Here is a 21,808-nt window from a genome sequence, read left to right as displayed (position 1 = left end):
GGGACTCGTTTTTAGGGCTGTTCGTGGATGGGACCACGAACAGCTTTGTCAGGGAAAATGCTTAGAATTGGTCAGCGGAATAATAGCCAGAATCGACTAGGATTTCGTTCCAATTGCTTGCATCAACCGACACGGGTTCTAGCAAGTATGACGGGATCACCTTGACGCCGTTATCGTAGGTTTCGGTGTCGTTGATCTCAGGCTCTGTGCCGTTCACCAATGCTTCGACCATTCCAACTGTGACCCGCGCCAATTCGCGCGTATCTTTAAAGACTGTTGAATATTGTTCGCCCGCGAGCATGGATTTTACAGAAGGCACTTCTGCATCTTGCCCCGAGACGATCGGCATTTTGAGATCGCCAGATCCGTACCCGACACCCTTCAATGACGACAAAATACCAATGGATAGCCCGTCGTATGGCGAGAGTACGCCGTGGATGGTGTCTTGCGTGTAATGGGCTGACAACAGGTTATCCATACGTGCTTGTGCGACTGCGCCATCCCAGCGCAAAGTGCCCACAGTTTCCATGCCCATTTGGCCAGAAACGATGTTTACGTCACCCGCTTCGATGAGCGGATCAAGCACTGACATCGCGCCGTTATAAAAGAAATAGGCGTTGTTGTCGTCAGGTGAGCCGCCGAACAATTCGACGTTGTAGGGGCCTTCGCCAAAACGCGCCTTTAGGCCTGAGACAAGGCTGGATGCTTGTTGGACGCCGACCTTAAAATTGTCGAAAGTCGCGTAGTAATCAACATGAGCGCTGTCACGGATGAGGCGATCATATGCGATGACTTCGATGCCTGCCGCATCAGCGTTTTCCAAAGCATTCGATAGGGTTGTCCCGTCGATTGCGGCGATCACCAACACATCCACGCCCTTGGTGATCATGTTTTCGATCTGAGCCAATTGGTTTGGAATGTCGTCTTCTGCGTATTGAAGATCTGCTTTAAAACCTGCGGCCTCAAGTTGCGATACCATTGAGTCACCGTCGGAAATCCAACGTGCAGAAGATTTGGTGGGCATTGAGATGCCAACGTTTCCCTCTGCAAATGCTCCCGATGCAATAAGTGTGGCTGCCGTGGCAGACAGTAAAATTGATTTGAGTGTCATGTGTGTCCTCCCAGACGCGCCTTTTTAGAATCGGCGCTCACGATTTGATGTGACGCGCTACGCCACATTCTTGCAAACCTATATTTTATAGACATACCTAACAAATCTAATTATCGATTAATTGAATAACAAAAATGGTATGGCTGAATGAGTTTCACCAAGCGCCTGAAATCACAACATTTGAAATTGGTGCATCACATCGCCCAATCGGGAAAGTTGCAACTTGCGGCTGAGGCCACAAATATGTCGCAGCCTGCCGCATCGCGTATTTTGACTGACATCGAAACGTCGATTGGCTCTGCACTGTTCGATCGTGGACCACGTGGTATGACCCTAACACAAGCGGGCAAATCATTCTTGCGCCACTCTCAATCCATACTGACAGCGTTTGAAAACCTTGAAACCGATATGGTTTCCTTAGGGGCGGGAAATTCAGGTGAAGTGCGCATCGGTGCTGTCACAGGCCCCGCCGTTCGCAGCCTTGTGCCCGCCATTTTAAAGGTCAAGCGCGAGGCCCCAAATATTGAAGCCACGTTGGAAGTCGCGCCGTCGAGCACCCTTGTGCGGGCTTTGGAAGAAGGTCAGTTTGATTTTATCATTTCGCGCTTAAGCACCTTGCATGACACGCGCGCCTTCAACCTTACGCCTGCCCATGCCGAAACCGTGTCACTGATCGTGCGCAAAGAGCACCCCTTGGCAGATAAGAAAAATCTGACACTTACGGATTTACAGGACTTCGATTGGACCATTCAGGAACGCGGCTCCCCCATTCGGCATGCCTTAGAAAACGCCTTCGTCGACGAAGGCGCGGCCGTGCCGCGACAAGTCACCAACACATCGTCTTTGCTGGTGACATTGGGTCTTTTGGCGCAATCAAACACGATTGCAACGGTTGTGGATGAGGCTGCACAATTGCTGACGCGCAGCTTTGGTGATGACAAACTTCGAGTGTTGGATTTGAAAAACCAAATCAAAGTGCCACCCTATTTTATCATTCGCAAAGCAAACCAACACTTGTCGCGCGCAGCGGCGCGGGTTTTAGACGAAGTGATGCGGTCTTTCTAAGATCTGTTTTCGTCGTGCCTGTCATTAGGTGCAATTTTGGAGCTAGGCTGAGGCCCGCCGTTTCCAATCGGCAACCCATGCGGTCGCCCAAAGGGTCAAAACGCCAAAGGGGATAAAAATCCAAGGCACAATTGCAACGCCTTTGAAATACGCGAAAGTCGCCTGACCCGCCAAGGACAGCAAAGCACCTGCCGAAAAGATCAACAACCCGTGACGCCCCAACAGACAGAGCGGTTTCGCCAAAGCGTGTTCGGCCATGCGGGTGAAAATCGGCAAGCAGGACACCACATAAACCAGCGCCAAAACATGCAGCAAACGCAACATCGGCAAATAGGTCTTGTCATGCGATGTGATGTGAAAGGGCAGACCATATGAGGACAGTTTGGCCATGCCGTGGTTTAGCTCAGGGCCCAGTACAGGCACGTAACGCCATGCCAAAACAAACAAAAGCCAACCAGACGCCAAAGCAAAGAGCAGTTTGGTTTTCGGGACAAACCGCTTACCATCTCGCAGCGCCATTCCCGTTAGCAATCCGATCACAAAGATCAATTGCCAAGCAAAGGGGTTAAAAAACCAGCCTCCAGAATTGGGATAGGCAGGGATGTTCAGCCTAAACAAACCCGCGCAAAACCATAGAAAAACTGACAAGGCCAGCAAAACGATTGGGCTGCGCTTGCCGATCAAAATGGCGATGGGCGCTGCAAACAGCAGCACAGAATATGCTGGTAGAATGTTTACATAGCCGATTTGATGGCCAAGCGTCACAATACCGACCATCGCGGCTTGTGTGTTTTGGAACACTTGACGTAGGTTGTTTTTGGTTAAAAGTTGCGTCAAACCAAAGGCTTCGGCACTATAGGCGAAAATAGCAATGCCTGCGATCGTCAGAAAAATATGCGTTAAGTAGAGTACCCAAGCGCGCTTCCAAATCGGGGCGATCCCCGCCCATAGACCTGTCGCGCTGATGGGGCTAAGCCCCGCCGAATAGGCCAGTCCCGTGGCCATACCTGACATGACAAAAAAGCTTTCGGCCGCGTCAGAAAACCCCAAATTGCGCAGGGTCAGATTTTCGTACCAATTGCCCGGCACATGATCGATAAAGATCATCACTAAGAGCAAGCCTCGAAACGCATCGATCCTTAGATCGCGCGCAGCCCGTTTAGGGCCTGCTGCCGTCGTACCATCAAGCTGGGGCATGGGTTGCCTTTTCTACGGGCTGCGGGGCTGGGGGTGTGGCGCACCATTTTGCATGGATCTCACGAAAATCCCTGACAACAGGTGGCAGTGTCATATCCTCAGGCACTGTGAAATGGCGCGCTGATGTCGGCTGAGAAGACCATGAAATCAAAGCAGGTGCACAGATCATCGGCACGGTCACAGGCAGCAGCCAAATCATCAAATTGGGAGCAAGGTACCAGATAGCGATCAAAGACAGCGCACCTATCAAGACGATCCAAAGCGAGGAACGCGCTGCCTGCGCAAACGTCAAACGCCCTTCGCCGCGTGCATTTGCAGGCCAACCCCCATCTTGGCGTGACAACACTTGGATCACTGCGCGGGTTTGATAGGCCAACATGATTGGCGCTAAGAGTGATGTCAGCAGGATTTCCGCCAAAACCGACAGCAATGCGCGCGCATTGCCGCCAAAGTCGCGGCTACGATTGGTTTTGAGCGCGTTTAAGTAAATCGCCACCTTTGGCAAAATCAACAATCCGATAATGCCCAAGGCAAGGGCAAAAATTTCGCGACTGCGGTCCGATGGGAAGACGGGAAACAGTTGGTTCGGCTCAGGAAAATAATTCGGCTCTGGCGCAAAAATCGCACCTGCGACAGTCGTGACAAGGAAAACAGCCCAAAACAGTGACACAAGATAGGCGGTGATCCCTTGGACAAAGACAAGGCGGCTCCAGTTTGCAAGGCCAGGGGCAAAGACCAGCCGCGAGTGCTGTAGGTTGCCCTGACACCAGCGACGATCACGCTTGGCATAGGCCAGCACATTTTCGGGGCCTTCTTCATAAGACCCGTCAATGCTGTGATCTGCAACGACACGCCAGCCATTGCGCGCCAAAAGCGCGGCTTCAACATAGTCATGTGATAAAATATGCCCACCAAAGGGCGCCTTGCCCTCCAGTTCAGGTAAACGACAAGACTGTGCAAAGGCCGTGATCCGAATAATGGCGTTATGGCCCCAGTATGGCCCGACAGAGCCCTGCATTCGTTCAAGCCCTTTGGTGAAAATAGGACCGTGAAAGGCGGCTGCAAACTGCATCGCACGGGCAAAAAAGCTCTGTGCACCTGTGATTTTTGGCAAAGTTTGCAACAGGCCCAAGCGTTCATCCGCATCCATGCGCAAGATCATTGTGTTCAAAGCTGCACCTGTCATCAGGCTGTCGGCATCAAGGGTCACAGCATAATCGTAGGCACCGCCAGATTTGACAATGAAGTCTTCGACATTGCCCGCTTTGCGGCCGCGATTGTCTTCACGGTTGCGATAGAAAATCTGGCCCGCGTTGTGGCGACCATCGGCATGGGTTTCAGCCATTAACCGTCGAAATGCGCTGTGTTCTGCAGCTTGTTTTTCTGGCGCGCGCGTGTCTGACAAGACCGCAATGTCCAAATTCAGGCCCATGTCGCGAATAGAGGCATCCATCGCCGCAATCCGCGCAAAGGTTGCAATCGGATCTTCGTTGCAGATGGGCACAAGGACGACCGTTTTTGAGGATGATCTGCCCTCAAGAGGCGCGGCAGATTTGCGGCCTTTCGGGTAAAGCCCCATCAGTCCCAGCGCCGCCCCCCATGCCAGCCAGCAAGTGGTCAGTAAAATCAAAGCAGCGCGCAGGATATCCCAGATTTGAAATCCGTTTTGGCGATCTGCATCGATGACAAGCAAACACGCCCCAAACGCTGCAATTAAAGCGAATGAGATGGCCAAACCCCGCGCCACAACTGTCGTTGTGTCGGGGGACATATCGGTTTTTGGTTTCAAATCAAATCTCGTGTCTAATCCCGATGCGCATCCCTGACAAAAGGTGGCGGATCTGGGTTGCAAGGTGATGACCAAGCGGGGCAGCCGTTAGGGTTTGCATTGGCATGTCCATCGGGGCCGCGTTGGGTGCCCAAGTCGCGGGGTCGCTAGAGGCGTCCCAAGCCTGTGTGGTCTCGGAAACGCTGTTGGCTGTGGTGCCAATTTGATCTGGAGATTGAGTCATCATGCTTTCCATTGGTACAACCATGTTTCTGATAAGATACTACCATAACCCTTGAGAGCCGCTTGAAGTTCCATAGATGTTTCAGAATTTTCAGGCACAGCCTCAATCACCAAGCGCCACAGGTCTGTTCCGTCAACAGGCGATAGGATTGATTGGGTCAATTTCCCTCGTAATACAGTCACCTGCGGCTCTACTTTCGCATCGATAGGTAGGGATGACAGCGTGCCGCCTTGGAAATCGATAACAAATTTTATGCTGTCTGTGGCCTTTTCTACGCCAGCAACCCCGCCCACGCCAGTGCGTGTCCGCAGAACCTGCGCACGTGTTGGTGCGCGATCTCCATCAGGTGACATGCCCCAATGCAAACGGTAAGACACCTCGAGGCTTTCACCTTTTTGCGGCGTTTTCTCAGGCACCCAATAGGCAACAATATTGTCATTGCCTTCCAAGTCAGTGGGGATTTCCATCAGACGCACAGATCCCGCACCCCAATCGCCAATGGGTTCAACCATCAAAGAGGGGCGGCGTTCGTAATGGGCTTGTGCATCGAGGTAGTGATCAAAGTCACGTTGGCGTTGGATCAAACCAAAGGAAACTGGGTTTTGCGCAGCAAGATAGGAATGCCCAAGCTTTTCAGGGTTGGTCAGGGGACGCACAAACGTATCGCCGCTTTGTGTGTTCAAGATCAGGTGATCACTGTCATGCACAGCAGGGCGGAAATCGTTAAAATTGCCGGGGTCTGCGCCACCAAACAAGAACATTGAGGTCAGGGGGGCGATGCCCAATTGCTGCACATTTTCGCGCATATACAAGCGTGCCGTCACATCCATTGTTGTGGTTTTGCCTGGCTCAATCACAAATCGGTAGGCTCCCGTCACAGATTTGGATCGCAAAGCTGCATATAGTACAACTTTGTCGGAATTTTCTGTGGGGCGTTCCAGCCAAAAATCTGTAAATCGTGGAAATTCTTCGCCAGCTGGCATGCCTGTGTTTATCGCCAATCCGCGCGCTGACAGCCCGTAACGGTTGTCCTGACCAAGGGCGCGAAAATAGCTGGCTCCCAAAAAGGCTGCCAATTCGTCATGGTGATCGGCGCGATTAAGTGGCGCCATCAGGCGAAATCCAGCAACGCCAGGCATTTCAAAGGTTTCAGGAATCTCTTTATCAACATTGGAATAGTCAAAATCGTCGACCGAAAATCCCATCGGGGTCGAGATGCTATCTACGATTTCATTCAAATGAACGGGTTCGTTAAACAACCATCCTGGATGAAAGGCGTTCAAATGGAATCTGGCATTCTCGGTGTCTGCCCAACGTGTTCGTGTGCGATCAAATTGCACGCGCTGATAGTCGTCATAAGACAACTCTGTTAGAAAGCCTTTGATGACCTCCGCAGGTTTTGCTGGCGCTTTTGCGGCCAAACGCATGTCTTCGCTCAAGGTGTCAAAGTCAAAATGTACCGGTGTTGGCGCAGCTTCAGGCGCAGGCATAGGGCCTTGCATGAGGTCTTGGGCCAACAATGCATTTGGGTCCAGCAGCGCGGCAGAAGCTGCGGTGGACAACAAGCCAACAAGGGCATGGCGGCGTGTAAGAGAACTGCGTGTTTTGCAATTTGGCATATTCAACGGATTCCCGTAACTTCCTGACAAGAAACTGCAAATATGAGTATGTTGCGCCAATGACAATACTGTGTCGCACATATTTCAAGCAAGATATCGCCAGTTTGCAGGAAATCCCTGTTTCGGGAAAGAAAATCGGCGGCGTCTTGCTTAAAACTGATGTCGCTGTCTATTTGCTGCTAGATGTTGCTTAAGAATTGAGCGGGTTTAGGCCGGTTTTTTAGGTTTGAACCGTTGGAGTTTACGACACGTTCCATTTGCTCGCTAGTTTCGGGGCAAATCACGGGCCTGGTTAACAGTATTTACCTTGAACACGTCGTAAAATTGTCCAAGGCAGACGCGTTTTAGGGCCAGTCGGCAAAGGAAACATCTTCGGATCTGGATCGCCAAAGCGGCGTGAACCTACGCCGAAATTCCCCTGGCGCCAGTTTTTCGTGACGTTTGAAAAACCGCGTGAAATAGGCAGCATCGCCAAACCCCAGCTTATATCCAATTTCGGCCACCTGTAGATTGGTGGTGACCAGCAAAGCTTTTGCTTCTTCTGTCAGTCTTTTTTGAATGTGCTGATGGGGCGGGCGGCCGATTGCACGGCGCACGGCGTCATTTAAACGGTCCCGTGACACACCGATTCTTGAGGCATATTCAGCCACAGTCCAATGATTTTGCAGGTGCAGTTCGACCAGATTGAAGAACTGTTCAGAAATACGGTGGGGCTGCGGTTCGGCGACCTGCACAGGTGGGGCAGCAGCGCGCCAAATATCGATCAAAAGCAGAGACACGCAATGCTGCAAAACCGCTTCAACTCCAAGCGCCATAGAGCGTGTCTCGGCTTCGATCTTATCAAATAAGGCCACAAAAGACTGAATCACTTGCGGCGACAGGTCAGGTAAGAAAATACGCCGACTGACAACTTGGCGCACATGGGCCGAAATCACATCCGTGGGCAAAGCGCGCCCCAGAGTATGTTCTGGCATTCTGATAAGAAAACCGCGCGACCCTGCCATCAGCGAAATGCGTGTCGACCACCCTGTTGGGGCCCAGATCAAACAAGGCCCTGTTACGTCACGTTCAACTTCGTCGGACACAAACTTTCCGCGCCCAGAGACAAGCACCATAAAAATGGCCCGCCCGCCAGAGGTGGAGAATTCTGTATTCGTCAGCGCGCTTTTAATGCGTTCGGGTTGAATGGTTTTGCGTTCCAAAGGTGAAATCTCTTGCTTGAATGTTTGATTATCCCACAAAAGTACCATTATTCCATCATATTGTCTATTATCACAGGCAGCAAGAGTTCCTAGTCTCGTTGAACATGCCGTGTAGAGAGAGACGCGGTTGTGGGATGAATGACCAAAAGAGGTCGTAAATCCGTGATATTCTGGGAGGAACACCATGAAGAATTTTCTGTCAGGGGCCATGCGCGCCCCTCGTCACCTTGCGACCTGCGCGGTGGCTGCTCTTGCGATTACTGGCTCCGCCACGGGGCTGGCGGCTCAAGACCGTGAAGCAGTGACTATCGGTTACGCAATCTCAAAATCTGGTCCAAATGCGGGCGGCGCTGATATGACGGTGACGCCAAACTATGAGCTTTGGATCGAAGAAGTGAACGCAGCGGGCGGGTTGAAAATGCCCGATGGAACTCGTTTGCCGATCGAAGCCATCGCTTACGATGATCGTTCGTCAACAGAAGACGTTGTGCGCGCGATCGAACGTCTTGCGACCCAAGACAAAGTCGATTTGATTTTGCCACCTTGGGGGACAGGCTTTAATCTGGCTATTGCGCCATTGATGGCCAAATTCGGCTACCCGCATCTTGCGGGCGCTGCTGTGACCGACAAAGCCTCTGATTTTGTTGAGCGCTGGGAGTCCAGTTTTTGGTTCATGGGCGGCAGCCATGATTACGTCTCTGCCTTTACCGAAATTTTGGTCGCAGAGCGCGAAGCAGGCCGTATCAACGATAAGATTTCAATGGTCTCAGTAGCTGATGGCTTTGGTATCGATTTGGTGAAAGCTGCACGTCCAAGTTTTGAAGAGGCAGGTTTTGATATCGTTTATGATAAAACCTTCCCGCCAGAAACATCTGACTTTGCAACCATTGTCAGCGAAGCATCGAATTCTGAGGCAGATACATTCGTTGCCTTCACCTATCCGCCACACAGCTTTGGTCTAACCAAGCAAGCCAAAGTGGCCAGCTTCAACCCCGAAATCTTCTATCTGGGTGTCGGCGCAGGCTTTCCTGTTTACCCGAATATCGCAGGCGGATCTGTTGAAGGCGTCATGAGCCTTGGCGGCATCGACCCCAACAACGAACTGAATTCAGCATACCGTGCCAAACACGAAGAAATCATCGGCCGCGCACCTGATTACTGGGGGTCCGTTTTGATCTACGCATCTTTGCAGATGTTGGAACAAGCGATTGAACGCGTTGGTTTGGATAAAGAAGCGATCACAGCTGAAATCTCTACAGGAACGTTCGCGACTGTTTTGGGCGAAGAAACCCGACTTGAAAACAATCAGTTACGTGCGATCAACTGGGTTGGCCAATGGCAAGACGGCGCGTTTGTTGCAGTCTCTCCTGAAGGCAGCGAAGGTCTTGCAGCGGTACAACTGCCAAAGCCGAACTGGGACTAATCTAGCTCACTTTACCACAACATGAGGCAGGGGCGGCGGGATGTTTCGCCGCCTCACTCTTGAACACAACGCCTCACTCTTGAACACAAACTGGACAGTCAATGCTTGAACACCTCATCAACGGGCTCGTGCTTGGTGGAACCTATGCGCTTGTCGCTATGGGACTTTCCTTGCAATACGGCATCGCGCGGATCATGAACCTCAGCTTTGGGGATACGATCATCGCGGCATGTTTTGCGACCTATATTCTTTTTTCATCCTTCGGCATCAACCCTATCGTGGCGCTCGCGATCATTTTGCCCGCAAGCTACATCGTGAGCTTGGGCGTTTACCGTCTTATGATGGAGCCGCTTGTCAAACGCGCCCCTGATGAAGGCGCTTTAGAAGTCGATAGCATTCTGTTGACCTTTGGACTTTTGTTCGTGATCCAAGGTTGCTTGCTGGTGATTTTCGGCGGTGGTTACATTAGCTACAGCTTTATGAACACGCCCGTCAGTGTGCTCGGAACTTTGGTGTCTGGCAACCGCTTGCTGGCCTTAGTTTTGAGTCTTGCCATCGGTGCGGCCTTGGTGATCGTTTTGTATCGCACCCGTTGGGGCATGATCCTGCGCGCTGTCGCTTTGGCCCCCAAAAGCGCCCCCTTGTTTGGCATCGATACAGATAAAGCTGCGCGCATGGCCTTTGCCATCGGTGGCACAATGGCGGCCACGGGCGGCGTTGTCGTGTCGATGTTTCAAACCTTCACCGCCACCACGGGGGTCGTCTTTACTATGAAAGCATTGATCGTGGTCATCTTGGGCGGCAAAGGCAGTGTGCCTGGAGCCATCGTGGCAGGGCTTTTGCTGGGTTTGGTTGAAACCTTTGTGGCGGCTTATATCGATCCAGGTTTGACGCTAGCCTCTGTATATACCGTGTTTCTCTTGCTCCTATTGGTGCGTCCTAACGGTTTGTTTGGAAAGGCATAAACGTGAAAACTTCTATTGCATTTGCACTGGCATTCACTGCCCTTGCCCTCTTGGCCGTCGCGCCACTTATCTTGCCTGAGTATTGGACTGGCGTTTTGTTGGGGATGACGGGCTATGTCACTCTGGCCACGGCTTGGGCACTATTTTCAGGCCCCACACGCTATGTGTCTTTGGCGACCGTGGCCTTTTTCGGAGTCGGCGCCTACACCGTTGCTGTTTTGAACGAAGTGCTGCCATACCCGTTGGTTTTGCTCTGCGCAGCTGGCATTGGCATGATCATGGCGCTGGTGGTGGGGCTGTCCACATTACGTCTTGCGGGCGTGTATTTCGTCATTTTTACTTTCGGCTTGGCCGAATTGGTCCGCCAAACTGTAAGCTGGTGGGAAGTCAATGTGACCTACACCATGGGCCGCTATGTCTTTTTACCCTTCGAAGGACATCATATTTACTGGCAACTGTTGGCTTTGGCAGCGATCACTTTCTTAATTGCTTGGGCGATTGGTCGGTCACGCATCGGTTTGGCTTTGAAGGCGCTGGGCGATGACGAAACGGTTGCCGCGCATGCGGGGATTGATGTGACGCGTATCAAACTGTTTCTTTTCGTTGTGTCATCGACAATCATCACATTGGTGGGCGCGATCCAAGCGCCACGTTGGACCTATATTGAACCCTCTATCGTGTTTAATCCGACAGTCAGTTTCATGACTTTGATCATGGCGCTGTTGGGCGGAGCGATGCGTCTATGGGGGCCGCTTGTTGGTGCTGTTCCGTTATTCTTGCTCTTTGAATGGCTTTCAGGGCGTTTCCCTGACCACTTTTCGATCATCCTTGGAGCGTTGTTTATACTCATCGTCTTTGTCATGCCCAACGGTGTGCTGGCCAAGATCGATGATCTGAGAAAGGGACGCCAATCATGAGTGCCCAACTGGAAATATCAAATTTACATAAACGGTTTGGCGGTCTTGTTGCGGTCAAAAGCGTTTCCTTTGACCTGAAACCTGGCGAAGTTGTGGGCCTGTTGGGACCAAACGGGTCGGGCAAAACCACGGTGATGAATATGATCTCAGGGGCCTTGCCCTGTGATGGCGGCAGCGTGCGTGTCGGCGGCAAAGATGTCACAGCGCTCAAGCCACATAAAGTGTCCAAGCACGGTGTCGCGCGCACTTTTCAATTGGTGCGCCCTTTGCCGACTTTGACCGTTGGTGAAAATGTTCTGTTGTCAGTGGCCTATTCTAGAAAGCCTAAATGGGGCCGCGCTGCACAGGCGATTGTCGATGAAAAACTTGAATTCGTTGGGCTGGCTGGGCGCGGTGATGAAAAGGTCACCAACCTCAACTATATTGATCAAAAGCGTATGGAAATGGCGAGAGCTTTGGCCGCAGAGCCTGAAATCCTGCTTTTGGATGAATGGCTTGCAGGACTAAATCCATCCGAGTTGCGTATTGGTATCGACCTTGTTCAACATCTACAGGGCCAAGGTATGACAATTCTTTTGGTCGAACATATCATGGAAGCCGTACGCGCATTGTGTTCGCGTTGCATCGTAATGAGTGCAGGCGAAAAAATTGCCGAAGGCCCCAGCGCAGAGGTCTTGCAAGATCCTGTCGTGATTAAAGCATACTTGGGGGATGACCATGCTTGAGCTCAACAATATGCTTGTCCGCTATGGCAAACATTTGGCCGTAGACGGCGTTAATATCTCGGTCGAAAAAGGCGAAGTGGTCGTGGTTTTGGGCGCCAATGGTGCTGGAAAATCTTCGATCCTAAAAGCCATAGCAGGCATGGTGCCGGTTGCAGATGGCACGATCTCTTTGGATCACACCCCGATCACGGGGATGCCAGCGCACCAGTTAACCAATCGCGGTATCGCGCTGGTGCCCGAAGGGCGTGGAATTATCGGGCGCATGACTGTCGAAGAAAACCTGCGTCTTGGGGCCACGCCCGCGCGTGCCAGAGACTACGAAGACGACACAATCGCGCAGGTCTATGATATTTTCCCGCGCTTGCATGAGCGTAAAAGACAGTTTGTTCACACTATGTCAGGGGGCGAACAGCAAATGGTCGCGATCGGGCGTGCGATGATGTCAAAACCCGACTTTCTGTTGCTTGATGAACCAAGCCTTGGCCTTGCCCCTATTATCGTTGGCGACATGTTTAAAGCCTTGGCGCGCGTGCGTAAAACAGGCGTTGGCCTTTTGATCGTGGAACAAAATGTAAAAATCAGCCTGCGTCATGCAGACCGTGGTTACCTGTTAGAAGCGGGTCGGATCACAGGGTCTGGGACATCCGATGAGTTAATGAATGATGCGGCTGTCAGACATGCCTTTTTGGGCGGTGACATATAATGGAGAAGAACATGAGTGTTTTAAGCCTCTTGATTGACGGAAAAAAAGTAATGGGCACGGGCGAACGCACCTTTACGCGCAACAACCCTGTGACAGGCGGCGTCGCGACTGAAGCTGCGGCCGCAACGGTCGAAGATGCAAATAGCGCAGCGGATGCTGCAGCGCGTGCCTTTCCCGCATGGTCTGAAACAGGCCCAGCTGAACGACGCGCCTTGTTGTTGGCCGCTGCCGATAATCTAGAAGCGCGCGGTGATGATATCGCAAAAGCTATGGCCGAAGAAGTGGGCGCTACAGCCGCTTGGGCTGGCTTTAATGTGATGCTGGCCGCAGGGATGTTGCGCGAAGCGGGCTCTATGACCACGATGATCAAAGGCGAGGTGATCCCATCCAACAGACCTGGCTCACTGGCGATGGCGATCCGTCAGCCTGCTGGGGTTGTCTTGGCGATGGCACCGTGGAATGCGCCCGTTATCCTTGGCGTACGCTCAATCGCGATGCCCTTGGCTTGCGGCAATACCGTAGTGATGAAGTCATCCGAATTGTCACCGCGCACTCATGCTTTGATCGTTGAAGCGATCCAAGAGGCAGGCTTTCCTCCAGGGGTTCTCAACGTGCTGTCCAATGCGCCAGAAGACGCCAGCGAGATCGTGAAAACATTGATCGGCCATTCCGCTGTGCGCCGTATCAACTTTACAGGCTCCACACGGGTTGGTCGGATTATTGCGCAGCTCGCAGCCGAAAATCTGAAACCTGCGCTGTTGGAACTGGGCGGTAAAGCTCCGATGGTTGTGCTGGACGATGCAGATATCGACGCAGCCGTCGCTGCTGCGGCTTTCGGGGCCTATATGAACCAAGGTCAGATTTGTATGTCGACCGAACGTCTGGTGGTGCATGAAGCAATTGCTGATGAATTCGTAGAAAAGCTTGGCGCAAAAGTCCGCAGCTTGACCGTGGGCGATCCGCGTGAGGGCAAAACGGCTTTGGGATGTGTTGTCGATCAGGGTGCTGTCAATCGTATCATGTCTTTGGTGCGCGACGCCGAAGAAAAAGGGGCAAAAATCGTTGCAGGTGGACAGGCCAATGGCGTGCTGATGGAAGCAACTTTGGTCGATAATGTGACGCCCTCAATGCGGATCTATGTCGAAGAAAGTTTTGGCCCGACAGCCTCTGTCGTGCGTGTTGGCAGCATCGACGAAGCCGTGCGTGTCGCCAATGACACCGAATACGGCCTGTCTGCCAGCATTTTCGGGCGCGATACCGTGCGTGCTATGAATGTGGCCAAACGGATCGAAAGCGGCATTTGTCACATCAACGGACCATCCGTGCATGACGAAGCGCAGATGCCATTCGGTGGGGTCAAAGACTCTGGCTATGGTCGGTTTGGCGGTGTTGCTGCGATCGAAGAATTCACCACGCTGCGTTGGATCACAATCCAAGACGGCCAACCCCACTACCCAATCTAGGGAGGGGATGATGTTTGATTTGGATGGAAAAATCTGCCTGATCACGGGGGGGGCGGGGTCCTTAGGGATCGCCGCTGCCCGTTTGCTGCACGACCAAGGCGCGAAAATTGCCCTCATCGATTTAGAGGCAATCGATCTGGAAAACGCCGCTCAAAAGGCTTTTGGAGCCAAGGCCAAAGATGTTCTGTGTCTCGCGGCCGATGTGTCAAATGAGGTGCAGGTAAAACAGGCTATCGAAACTTGTGTCGATCACTTTGGTTGCATTGATGTCTTGTTTTCGAATGCGGGCAATTTTGGCACTGTTGCGCCGCTTGAAGATTACCCTGTCGATGTCTTTGAAAGCGTGCTGTCCGTGCATGTGAAAGGCGCGTTTTTGATGGCGAAATATGTGGTGCCGCATATGTCCAAAGGCAGCAGTATTGTCATCACGTCAAGTGTCGCGGCCACCCGCGGCGATCCTGGTGTCTATGGGTATATCACAGCCAAACACGCCTTGACGGGTTTGATGCGGGTCTTGGCCAAAGACCTTGCGCCGCGCGGTATTCGCGTGAATGCCATAGCACCTGGTCCGATTGAAAACGGATTTCAAAAGCGTGTTGAAGATGGGTTGGGCGAAGAAATCGGTCGCGATGGCACCGAATTTTTCAACGAGATGATTCCCTTGGGGCGTCATGGCACCGCTGATGAAATCGCAGCATCCGTGCTGTATCTGGCCTCTGCCCAATCGGGGTTTACCACAGGCCACCTGCTGATGGCTGATGGCGGGATGTCGGTCTAGGGGTTCGCCCGATCGACGCCACCTATAGAATTGACAAAGGGAACTAACGATGACCGAATTAAAGTCCATCACCGCAGGTGGTGCTATTTTTGGCAAACTCAAAGCCTTGGGCGTTGATTACGTCTTTACCAATTCTGGGACAGATTTTCCGCCAATCATCGAAGGTCTGGTTGAGGCGCGCCGAGCGGGTATTGATTTGCCAACACCCGTGACCGTGCCTCACGAACATGCCGCGGTGTCTATGGCACATGGCTATTGGCAAATGACAGGGCGCATGCAGGCTGTTTTGCTGCATACAAATGTGGGCCTGTCCAACGGTGCAACGGCCGCGATCAACGCGTGGTGCGATCAAGTGCCGATGATCTTGATGTCTGGGCGCACGCCCGTGACCGAACATTCGCGTTTCGGGGCGCGCACTGTGCCGATTGGCTGGGGTCAAGAAATGTTTGACCAAGAGGCGCTCATCCGAGAGGTGACCAAATGGAACTACGAATTGCGCTTTGCCGATCAAATTTCGGACCTCATGGATCGTGCTTGGGCTATTGCGAATTCAACGCCTAAAGGCCCAGTCTACCTCAGTTTGCCACGCGAAGTGTTATGTGATCCTTGCCCCCCTTCTGGCCTGTCTGACCCGTCAAAAATGGCGCCAGTTGTCACAGCTCCCGATCAAACCGCATTGCAAAGCGCGGCAAAAGCTTTGGTTGAGGCAAAACACCCGATCATAATCGCCCAACGTGGCGCGGGCGATGCAGCAGGGTTTGCCGCGTTGCAGGAACTTTGCGACACATATGCTTTGCCTTTGTCACATTATTGGTCGAACCAGTTGGCCCTGCCTTTGTCGCACCCGATGCAGGTCGGCCCTGATCCTGCGCCTTGGTTGGAAAAGGCCGATGTCGTTTTGGTGCTCAATGCGCTGGCCCCTTGGTGTCCCGATGCAGTCACTCTGCGAGATGATGTGAAAGTCATCCAAGCTGGCCCTGATCCGTTGTTTTCGCGCACGCCTGTACGCAATTTTCCTGCTGGTTTGACCCTTTCAGGCCCTGTTGAAACGGTGATTGCAAATCTGGCTGCGCAGATGAAAAAGCTGACAGTTAATCCCGAAGGTGTGGAGGAACGGCGGACACAGGTGTCACTGGCTTCAGACGCCAAACGTGCGCAAATCAAAGCACATGCCGAAACGGGTTGCGCATCGCCGATGAGCAAAGATTGGGTGGCGTTGTGTTTGGGGCAGGTTATTCAAGATCAGGCTAAATTGGGCCGCAATAGCACTGTATTTCATGAGCTGGGCTGCCCTTTACCTGCGTTGAATTTGGACCAACCTGACAGTTATTTTCAAGAACCCCATTCTGGTGGGCTGGGGTGGGGTCTGCCTGCTGCGATCGGCGCGCAAATGGCCGATCCTGAGCGGTTGATCTTTGCGACCATGGGCGATGGAAGTTATATGTTTGCCAATCCCACCGCCTGTCATTTGGTGGCTGAAGCGCATGAGCTTCCTGTGATTATCTTGGTACTAAACAACGAAGAATGGGGCGCAGTGCGTCATTCTGTCGAAGGGCTTTATCCGAAAGGGGCTGCACGCGCATCAAATGAAGTGCCTTTGACCTCTTTGCGCCCTAGCCCTGATTTCACGCAAACGGCATCTGCAAGTCGTGCTTATACAGAAACCGTGACGCAGGGCACCGATCTGCCTGCGGCTTTGCAGCGCGCAATTCAAGTTGCCACCACCGAGCGTCGTCAGGTTTTGTTGAACATTGCAATTGCGCAAATCGCGCCGCACTAAACATGCATTTACGTGCCCAGTGGGGATTTATATCAGCCTATCTTGCAGCCACAAAATTGCAGGGTAGGCTGCGAGCCAAATCCAAAAGAAACGATTAAGCCCAAACAGGCAGGCGTTGCTTAGGTGAAAGCCTGCCGCCAAGATTAGCGCAATCATCAGCAGGGTTTGCGACAAAAAGGCCAATGGGAATAGAACTTCAAATAGGATCACACCCCATGAGAGCAAGGTCAGTATACGATGGGCATTGGCCCATCGGCGCAGATCTTCGCTGACGGGATAGGCGGAAAAGTGGAACACATCGGCCAGCGCTAAACCGCTGCGCCACTCAGGATTTTTCAGTTTTACCCAGCCTGAAATGAAATAAGACATGCCGACTTGAAACCCAAGGTAGGCATAGATCGTATGTTGCCAAATAGGGTCGGGGACCCAAGCAATTGCGCATAGGCAGGCAAGAATAAGCAGGCTCATGCGATCACTGCCGCCATTATAGGGCCCTTGAAACAGATGCAGGGCCCAAAGGCCCAGTACGAGCAGACCTAGCAAAACCCATGCGGTCTGTAGATGTGCAAGCAAGAGGGCTGACAGAATGATGCGTAGGGCAAATATAATACGTTCGCGCGGGGCGGCGGTAAGATGTTCGGCACTTTGTTGAATAAAAGCCAAGGCCATCAAAATCTCACTGGCGCGCAGGGCTGTATCAAAGGTCATTGACGGCGCCCCCAATTGGCGTCCCCTCAGAGACATATTCAATCGTTTTGGTTAACTCGATGCCCTGACGCTCCCAGAACGCTAACCTAAAATAAAGATACTGGCTGGGGGCAGGTGGTCTCGGCGTTGCCGTCAGTTGGCGTAGGAGTCTTGTGTTGATCTCATCAATACTGTGCTGACTGGGTGCGCTTATCAGACGTTCAGCGCAGGTCACCAAAAACAAGGTTTCGTTCCAATGCGGATTCCACAGCAAGCGTTTTATCACGGCGCTGCTGGTTAACTGCGTGGCGCGTGGGCGAAATTCTTGCCAATCGGCATTGGTCAAAGCATCCAGCTGAGTAATGACATATTCTATCCGTACAGAAGGGGTTATGGTGCTGAAAAACCGCCAAGATGGGATCAAGGCTGGCAATATCAATCCTAGGCTTTTGATCATCCATCGCACCGTTGAGCTGAAACCAAATGGACCTGCGCGGCAAGAGCCTCAAGTCTGACCTAAGGTTTACTGGTCTATGCTTAATGTAAGGTTGCCAAGGCCACGATCTGCGCAAAGCCCCGCTTACTTCACCCAAATGCTACAAAACAACGCTGAAAACCCTGTTATTGCCCCTATACAATGAACCAGTCTTGCCTTATCAGGGCATCTTTCTTACCTCCGGTCTTTCCGCACACCAGCGGCGATTGCCCAATACGGACATACATCACCCATGATTACAGCCCTTTCCGACGCCCTTGCCGAGCGCGGCTATGAAACCCTTACACCCGTCCAAGAGGCGGTGAATGACCCGAAACTGCAAGATGCCGATCTTTTGGTTTCTGCACAAACGGGGTCTGGTAAAACTGTCGGGTTTGGTTTGGCCATGGCGCACACGCTTTTGGGCGATGCTGAACGGTTTGATCGTGCGGAAGCTCCATTGGCTTTGGTCATTGCACCCACTCGTGAATTGGCCTTCCAAGTGAAACGCGAATTGGAATGGCTCTATGCAAAAGCGGGTGCCAAAATGGCATCTTGTGTGGGCGGTATGGATTACCGCGATGAACGCCGCGCTTTGGAACGCGGTGCGCATATCGTTGTGGGCACGCCAGGCCGTTTGCGCGATCACATTCAGCGCGGTTCTTTGGACATGTCTGGCCTGCGCGCTGTTGTCTTGGATGAAGCCGATGAAATGCTTGATCTTGGTTTTCGCGAAGACTTAGAATTTATGTTGGGCGAGGCGCCTAAAGACCGCCGCACATTGATGTTCTCTGCGACTGTGCCTGCGATGATCGCCAAGCTTGCAAAAAGCTATCAAAAAGACGCTGTGCGTGTGAATACGGCTGGCGGTGCAAAACAGCACGCTGATATTTCCTACCAAGCATTGTCAGTATCTCCGCGTGACGAAGAAAACGCTATTATCAACATGTTGCGCTACCACGATGCGGAAAACGCCATCGTCTTTGCAAATACACGCGCGTCAGTTGCGCGCCTGACCGCGCGTTTTGCCAACCGTGGTTTTTCCGTTGTCTGTCTGTCAGGTGAATTGAGCCAAGCCGAGCGGTCACACGCTTTGCAAGCGATGCGTGACGGTCGTGCGCGTGTCTGTGTGGCGACTGATGTTGCCGCGCGCGGCATCGATCTGCCGAACTTGGAATTGGTGATCCACGCGGAATTGCCAACAAATGCGGAAACATTATTGCACCGTTCTGGCCGAACGGGCCGTGCGGGTCGCAAAGGTATCTCTGCGCTGATCGTGCCACCTAAGATGAAATCCAAAGCCTCGCGTTTGCTGGGCTGGGCCAAATTGACGGCAGAATGGATTGAGGCGCCTAGCGCTGAAATGATCTTGGCAAAAGACGAAGAAAAGCTTTTGACAGACCCTGCTTTGACGGCGGAACCTTCTGAAACAGAAGCTGAATTTGCAGCCAAAATGCTCGAAACACATACGCCTGAAAAAATCGCAGCGGCCTACCTGCGCCTGTACCGCGCTGGCGTTTCCGCGCCAGAAGAACTCGGTCCAGCACCCAAACCAGGTGAGCGCCCAGAACGCGCCCCACGCGAAGATTTCGGCAAATCTGTTTGGTTCTCGATTTCTGTTGGCCGTGACGAGCGTGCTGAGCCTCGCTGGTTGTTGCCGCTTGTCTGCCGTGCTGGCAATATCGACAAAACATCCATCGGCGCGATCCGTATTCGCGACACTGAAAGCTATATCGAGCTGAAAGAGGCTGCGGCTGACGGGTTTGAAAAAGCGCTGGGCAACGGTATTTTGGAAGACAACGTCAAAGCGACACGCCTTGCAACCATGCCTGATCTTGGGAGCGGCGGTGGTCGCTCTGGTGACAAAAAAACGTATGAGAAAAAGTCTTACGGCGATAAAAAGTCAGGCGGCGATAAAAAGTCTTACGGTGACAAGAAGCCTTACGAGAAAAAATCCTATGGCGATAAAAAGCCATTTGGCAAAGATGGCGATAAAAAGCCATATGAGAAAAAGCCTTTCAAGAAAAAAGTCGAAGATATCACACGTGATGGTGCTGTTTCTGAAAAGACCAAAAAGCCACGTAGCAAGCCCGATGGTGATAAAAAGCCATATGAAAAAAAGACTTATGCAGCGGGCGCGGCCGATAGTTCAAAACGCGTTTACAGCAAAAAGCCTGCGGGTGCTGGCAAAGCGGGTGGCAAGCCTGCGGGTGGCGGCAAGCCGGGTGGCAAGCCTGGTGCGAAATACGGCAAACCCAAAAGTGGCGGCAACGCGACATTCAAACGCAAAGGCTAAGCCTTTCATCATAAATCACAAAAAAGCCGAGCAAGTGATTGCTCGGCTTTTTTATGTTTCGGGCCAAGATGTGATTCACAATCGTGGCATTTCGGGCTGTCTTAGACCTTTAGGGGTGTTTCGCTGCGTTCCCATTTGAGCGGGTGAAACACTTCGTCAACGGGTGTAACCGCGACATGGTTGACGTAATTTGAAATGGTTTTCTGTGCGATCCCCAAAATAACGTCCAACACAGCGCGGTGCGTATAGCCCGCAGCAAAGAAGGCATCCATCTGTTCATCGGTTGCATTGCCGCGCTCACGCACCATCTGGATCGTGAAGCTGCGCAAGGCTTCCAACTTTGCTGTGGGCAAAGGTGTTTCATTGCGCAATGCCTCGGTGATGTCGTCGGAAACCTTCATCATTTTGGCGATACCTGTGTGCGCTGGAACGCAATAGTGGCAGGCATGTTCTACGTTGATGGATTGCCAAACGACCGTCAGTTCATCTGCGTCGAATTCGGTTTCAGTGAACAGTTTATGCAGCAATTGGTAGGCCTCATAAGCTTGCGGGCTTTCAGCTAAAACTTTGTGCAAACCAGGCAGGCGACCAAACGCTTTTTGGGACTGTTCGAGCAATGGTTTAGAGGCTTGTGGGGCTGTGTCTAGATCGTGGGATGGGAATGGCATGTCTGATTGTCCTTGTTGTATTGAACTTATTTTTCCTTTTAGGGTTTCTTGAGTGATCACTCAAGTATATAATTGAGCAGTCGTTCAAGAATTGGTGATCACATGCCACGCAAACCAAATTATGATAAAGATGATCTGATAAACCGCGCTCGCAATCTGTTTTGGAAGCGCGGTTGGGCAGGAACCTCGCTGAAAGATCTCGAAGCGGCATTGCAGATGAAGCCAGGCAGTTTCTACGCAGCCTTCGGATCAAAGGATGCGCTATTTGCTTTGGCGATGGAAAAATATGCCACAGATGGTCGCGCGCGTCTAAAAGCTTTGGCCCAAGATCATGGGCCGATCAAAGCCCTGCAACGTTTTCCTAAAATGGTGATTGAAAGCGATGATGCCCCTGCAAAGGCTTGTATGCTGTCAAAAACACTGCTGGAACTGCAGGCGCACAACCACCCTTTGGCAGAAGAAGCGAACCAGCATTTGTTAAAAATGGAAGCCCAATTCGCCGAGCTGTTTCAGCAGGCGCAATCTGAAGGCAGCATTCATCCTGCACATGATCCAAAGGTGCTGGCGCGCAGATATCAGTCTGACTTATTGGGGTTGCGGGTCTCGGCCGAACGCACAGGTGTTGACGCTCATGCAATTGCCGACGAAATCGCCAGCGGCATCGTCGGGCTTTAAACGCAAAAAAGGGAGCCGCAAGGCCCCCTTTTTTATTCGTTTTATCA

At 52.2% G+C, this 21,808-nt stretch carries 22 protein-coding genes; 13 read left to right on the top strand and 9 right to left on the bottom strand.

The window, feature by feature from the left end:
* Nucleotides 1-61: 61 nt before the first annotated feature.
* On the bottom strand, nt 62-1,111 hold the full coding sequence (gene chvE / locus EDD53_RS06160) for a multiple monosaccharide ABC transporter substrate-binding protein (protein WP_123792268.1): 1,050 nt from the start codon (nt 1,109-1,111) through the stop codon (nt 62-64).
* A 147-nt stretch (nt 1,112-1,258) separates the two neighbouring features.
* Here chvE and EDD53_RS06155 point away from each other — a divergent pair, with 147 nt between their 5' ends.
* Nucleotides 1,259-2,176, top strand: a complete 918-nt coding sequence (locus EDD53_RS06155) for a LysR family transcriptional regulator (RefSeq protein WP_123792267.1) — start codon at nt 1,259-1,261, stop codon at nt 2,174-2,176.
* Between the two features lie 42 nt (nt 2,177-2,218).
* Here the strand turns inward: EDD53_RS06155 and EDD53_RS06150 are convergent, their stop codons facing one another.
* From EDD53_RS06150 to EDD53_RS06135, 4 genes are read right to left on the bottom strand one after another with little or no spacing between them, the layout of a single operon-like run.
* A complete protein-coding gene (locus tag EDD53_RS06150; protein WP_123792266.1) occupies nt 2,219-3,373 on the bottom strand; it encodes an OpgC family protein in 1,155 nt (384 codons plus the stop codon).
* Nucleotides 3,360-5,144: a glucans biosynthesis glucosyltransferase MdoH gene (gene mdoH / locus EDD53_RS06145; protein WP_123792422.1), complete on the bottom strand. Its 1,785-nt coding sequence runs from the start codon at nt 5,142-5,144 to the stop codon at nt 3,360-3,362. Before mdoH ends, EDD53_RS06150 begins: the two co-directional genes overlap by 14 nt.
* Before the next feature lie 19 nt (nt 5,145-5,163).
* A complete protein-coding gene (locus EDD53_RS06140; RefSeq protein WP_123792265.1) occupies nt 5,164-5,385 on the bottom strand; it encodes a hypothetical protein in 222 nt (73 codons plus the stop codon).
* Complete coding sequence (locus EDD53_RS06135; protein ID WP_123792264.1) at nt 5,385-7,004, bottom strand: OpgD/OpgG family glucan biosynthesis protein; 1,620 nt, start codon at nt 7,002-7,004, stop codon at nt 5,385-5,387. Before EDD53_RS06135 ends, EDD53_RS06140 begins: the two co-directional genes overlap by 1 nt.
* A gap of 59 nt (nt 7,005-7,063) precedes the next feature.
* Between EDD53_RS06135 and EDD53_RS15055 the strand changes: the two genes are divergently transcribed.
* Nucleotides 7,064-7,198, top strand: coding sequence for a hypothetical protein (locus EDD53_RS15055; protein WP_281277936.1), 135 nt, complete (start codon nt 7,064-7,066; stop codon nt 7,196-7,198).
* 150 nt (nt 7,199-7,348) lie between these two features.
* On the opposite strand, the gene EDD53_RS06130 is transcribed toward EDD53_RS15055, so the two are convergent.
* Complete coding sequence (locus EDD53_RS06130) at nt 7,349-8,254, bottom strand: helix-turn-helix domain-containing protein (protein WP_170162692.1); 906 nt, start codon at nt 8,252-8,254, stop codon at nt 7,349-7,351.
* 136 nt (nt 8,255-8,390) lie between these two features.
* Here EDD53_RS06130 and EDD53_RS06125 point away from each other — a divergent pair, with 136 nt between their 5' ends.
* The 8 genes from EDD53_RS06125 to EDD53_RS06090 all read left to right on the top strand — a co-directional run bounded on the left by EDD53_RS06125 (nt 8,391) and on the right by EDD53_RS06090 (nt 16,960).
* Nucleotides 8,391-9,629, top strand: coding sequence for an amino acid ABC transporter substrate-binding protein (locus EDD53_RS06125; protein WP_246002234.1), 1,239 nt, complete (start codon nt 8,391-8,393; stop codon nt 9,627-9,629).
* Nucleotides 9,630-9,730: 101 nt separating this feature from the next.
* Entirely contained in the window at nt 9,731-10,594 is an 864-nt protein-coding gene (locus EDD53_RS06120; RefSeq protein ID WP_123792262.1) for a branched-chain amino acid ABC transporter permease, read from the top strand.
* Nucleotides 10,595-10,596: 2 nt separating this feature from the next.
* Entirely contained in the window at nt 10,597-11,511 is a 915-nt protein-coding gene (locus EDD53_RS06115; RefSeq protein ID WP_246002232.1) for a branched-chain amino acid ABC transporter permease, read from the top strand.
* Complete coding sequence (locus tag EDD53_RS06110; RefSeq protein ID WP_123792261.1) at nt 11,508-12,236, top strand: ABC transporter ATP-binding protein; 729 nt, start codon at nt 11,508-11,510, stop codon at nt 12,234-12,236. Before EDD53_RS06115 ends, EDD53_RS06110 begins: the two co-directional genes overlap by 4 nt.
* Nucleotides 12,229-12,939, top strand: a complete 711-nt coding sequence (locus tag EDD53_RS06105; RefSeq protein ID WP_123792260.1) for an ABC transporter ATP-binding protein — start codon at nt 12,229-12,231, stop codon at nt 12,937-12,939. Before EDD53_RS06110 ends, EDD53_RS06105 begins: the two co-directional genes overlap by 8 nt.
* Nucleotides 12,940-12,950: 11 nt before the next feature.
* Nucleotides 12,951-14,402 (top strand): aldehyde dehydrogenase, encoded by a 1,452-nt coding sequence (locus EDD53_RS06100; RefSeq protein WP_123792259.1) that lies wholly within the window; start codon nt 12,951-12,953, stop codon nt 14,400-14,402.
* Between the two features lie 10 nt (nt 14,403-14,412).
* Complete coding sequence (locus EDD53_RS06095; RefSeq protein ID WP_123792258.1) at nt 14,413-15,180, top strand: SDR family NAD(P)-dependent oxidoreductase; 768 nt, start codon at nt 14,413-14,415, stop codon at nt 15,178-15,180.
* Between the two features lie 49 nt (nt 15,181-15,229).
* A complete protein-coding gene (locus EDD53_RS06090; protein ID WP_123792257.1) occupies nt 15,230-16,960 on the top strand; it encodes a thiamine pyrophosphate-requiring protein in 1,731 nt (576 codons plus the stop codon).
* Between the two features lie 27 nt (nt 16,961-16,987).
* Here the strand turns inward: EDD53_RS06090 and EDD53_RS06085 are convergent, their stop codons facing one another.
* Nucleotides 16,988-17,668 carry an HTTM domain-containing protein gene (locus EDD53_RS06085; RefSeq protein ID WP_123792256.1) on the bottom strand — a complete coding sequence of 227 codons (681 nt, stop codon included), beginning with the start codon at nt 17,666-17,668 and terminating at the stop codon, nt 16,988-16,990.
* Nucleotides 17,658-17,993 (bottom strand): hypothetical protein, encoded by a 336-nt coding sequence (locus EDD53_RS06080; protein WP_148087098.1) that lies wholly within the window; start codon nt 17,991-17,993, stop codon nt 17,658-17,660. Before EDD53_RS06080 ends, EDD53_RS06085 begins: the two co-directional genes overlap by 11 nt.
* Nucleotides 17,994-18,009: 16 nt before the next feature.
* Here EDD53_RS06080 and EDD53_RS14810 point away from each other — a divergent pair, with 16 nt between their 5' ends.
* Together EDD53_RS14810 and EDD53_RS06075 are read left to right on the top strand one after the other, a co-directional pair.
* Entirely contained in the window at nt 18,010-18,162 is a 153-nt protein-coding gene (locus EDD53_RS14810; RefSeq protein ID WP_170162691.1) for a hypothetical protein, read from the top strand.
* A 213-nt stretch (nt 18,163-18,375) separates the two neighbouring features.
* A complete protein-coding gene (locus EDD53_RS06075; RefSeq protein ID WP_123792254.1) occupies nt 18,376-20,418 on the top strand; it encodes a DEAD/DEAH box helicase in 2,043 nt (680 codons plus the stop codon).
* 101 nt (nt 20,419-20,519) lie between these two features.
* On the opposite strand, the gene EDD53_RS06070 is transcribed toward EDD53_RS06075, so the two are convergent.
* A complete protein-coding gene (locus EDD53_RS06070; protein WP_123792253.1) occupies nt 20,520-21,086 on the bottom strand; it encodes a carboxymuconolactone decarboxylase family protein in 567 nt (188 codons plus the stop codon).
* Nucleotides 21,087-21,188: 102 nt separating this feature from the next.
* Between EDD53_RS06070 and EDD53_RS06065 the strand changes: the two genes are divergently transcribed.
* Nucleotides 21,189-21,761, top strand: a complete 573-nt coding sequence (locus EDD53_RS06065) for a TetR/AcrR family transcriptional regulator (RefSeq protein WP_123792252.1) — start codon at nt 21,189-21,191, stop codon at nt 21,759-21,761.
* Nucleotides 21,762-21,808: the final 47 nt, after the last annotated feature.

Source organism: Pacificibacter maritimus (assembly GCF_003814915.1).
In the GTDB taxonomy this organism is placed as follows: domain Bacteria; phylum Pseudomonadota; class Alphaproteobacteria; order Rhodobacterales; family Rhodobacteraceae; genus Celeribacter; species Celeribacter maritimus.
Note: the sequence above shows the minus strand (reverse complement) of the source record. Positions and strands in the feature narration are given on the sequence as shown.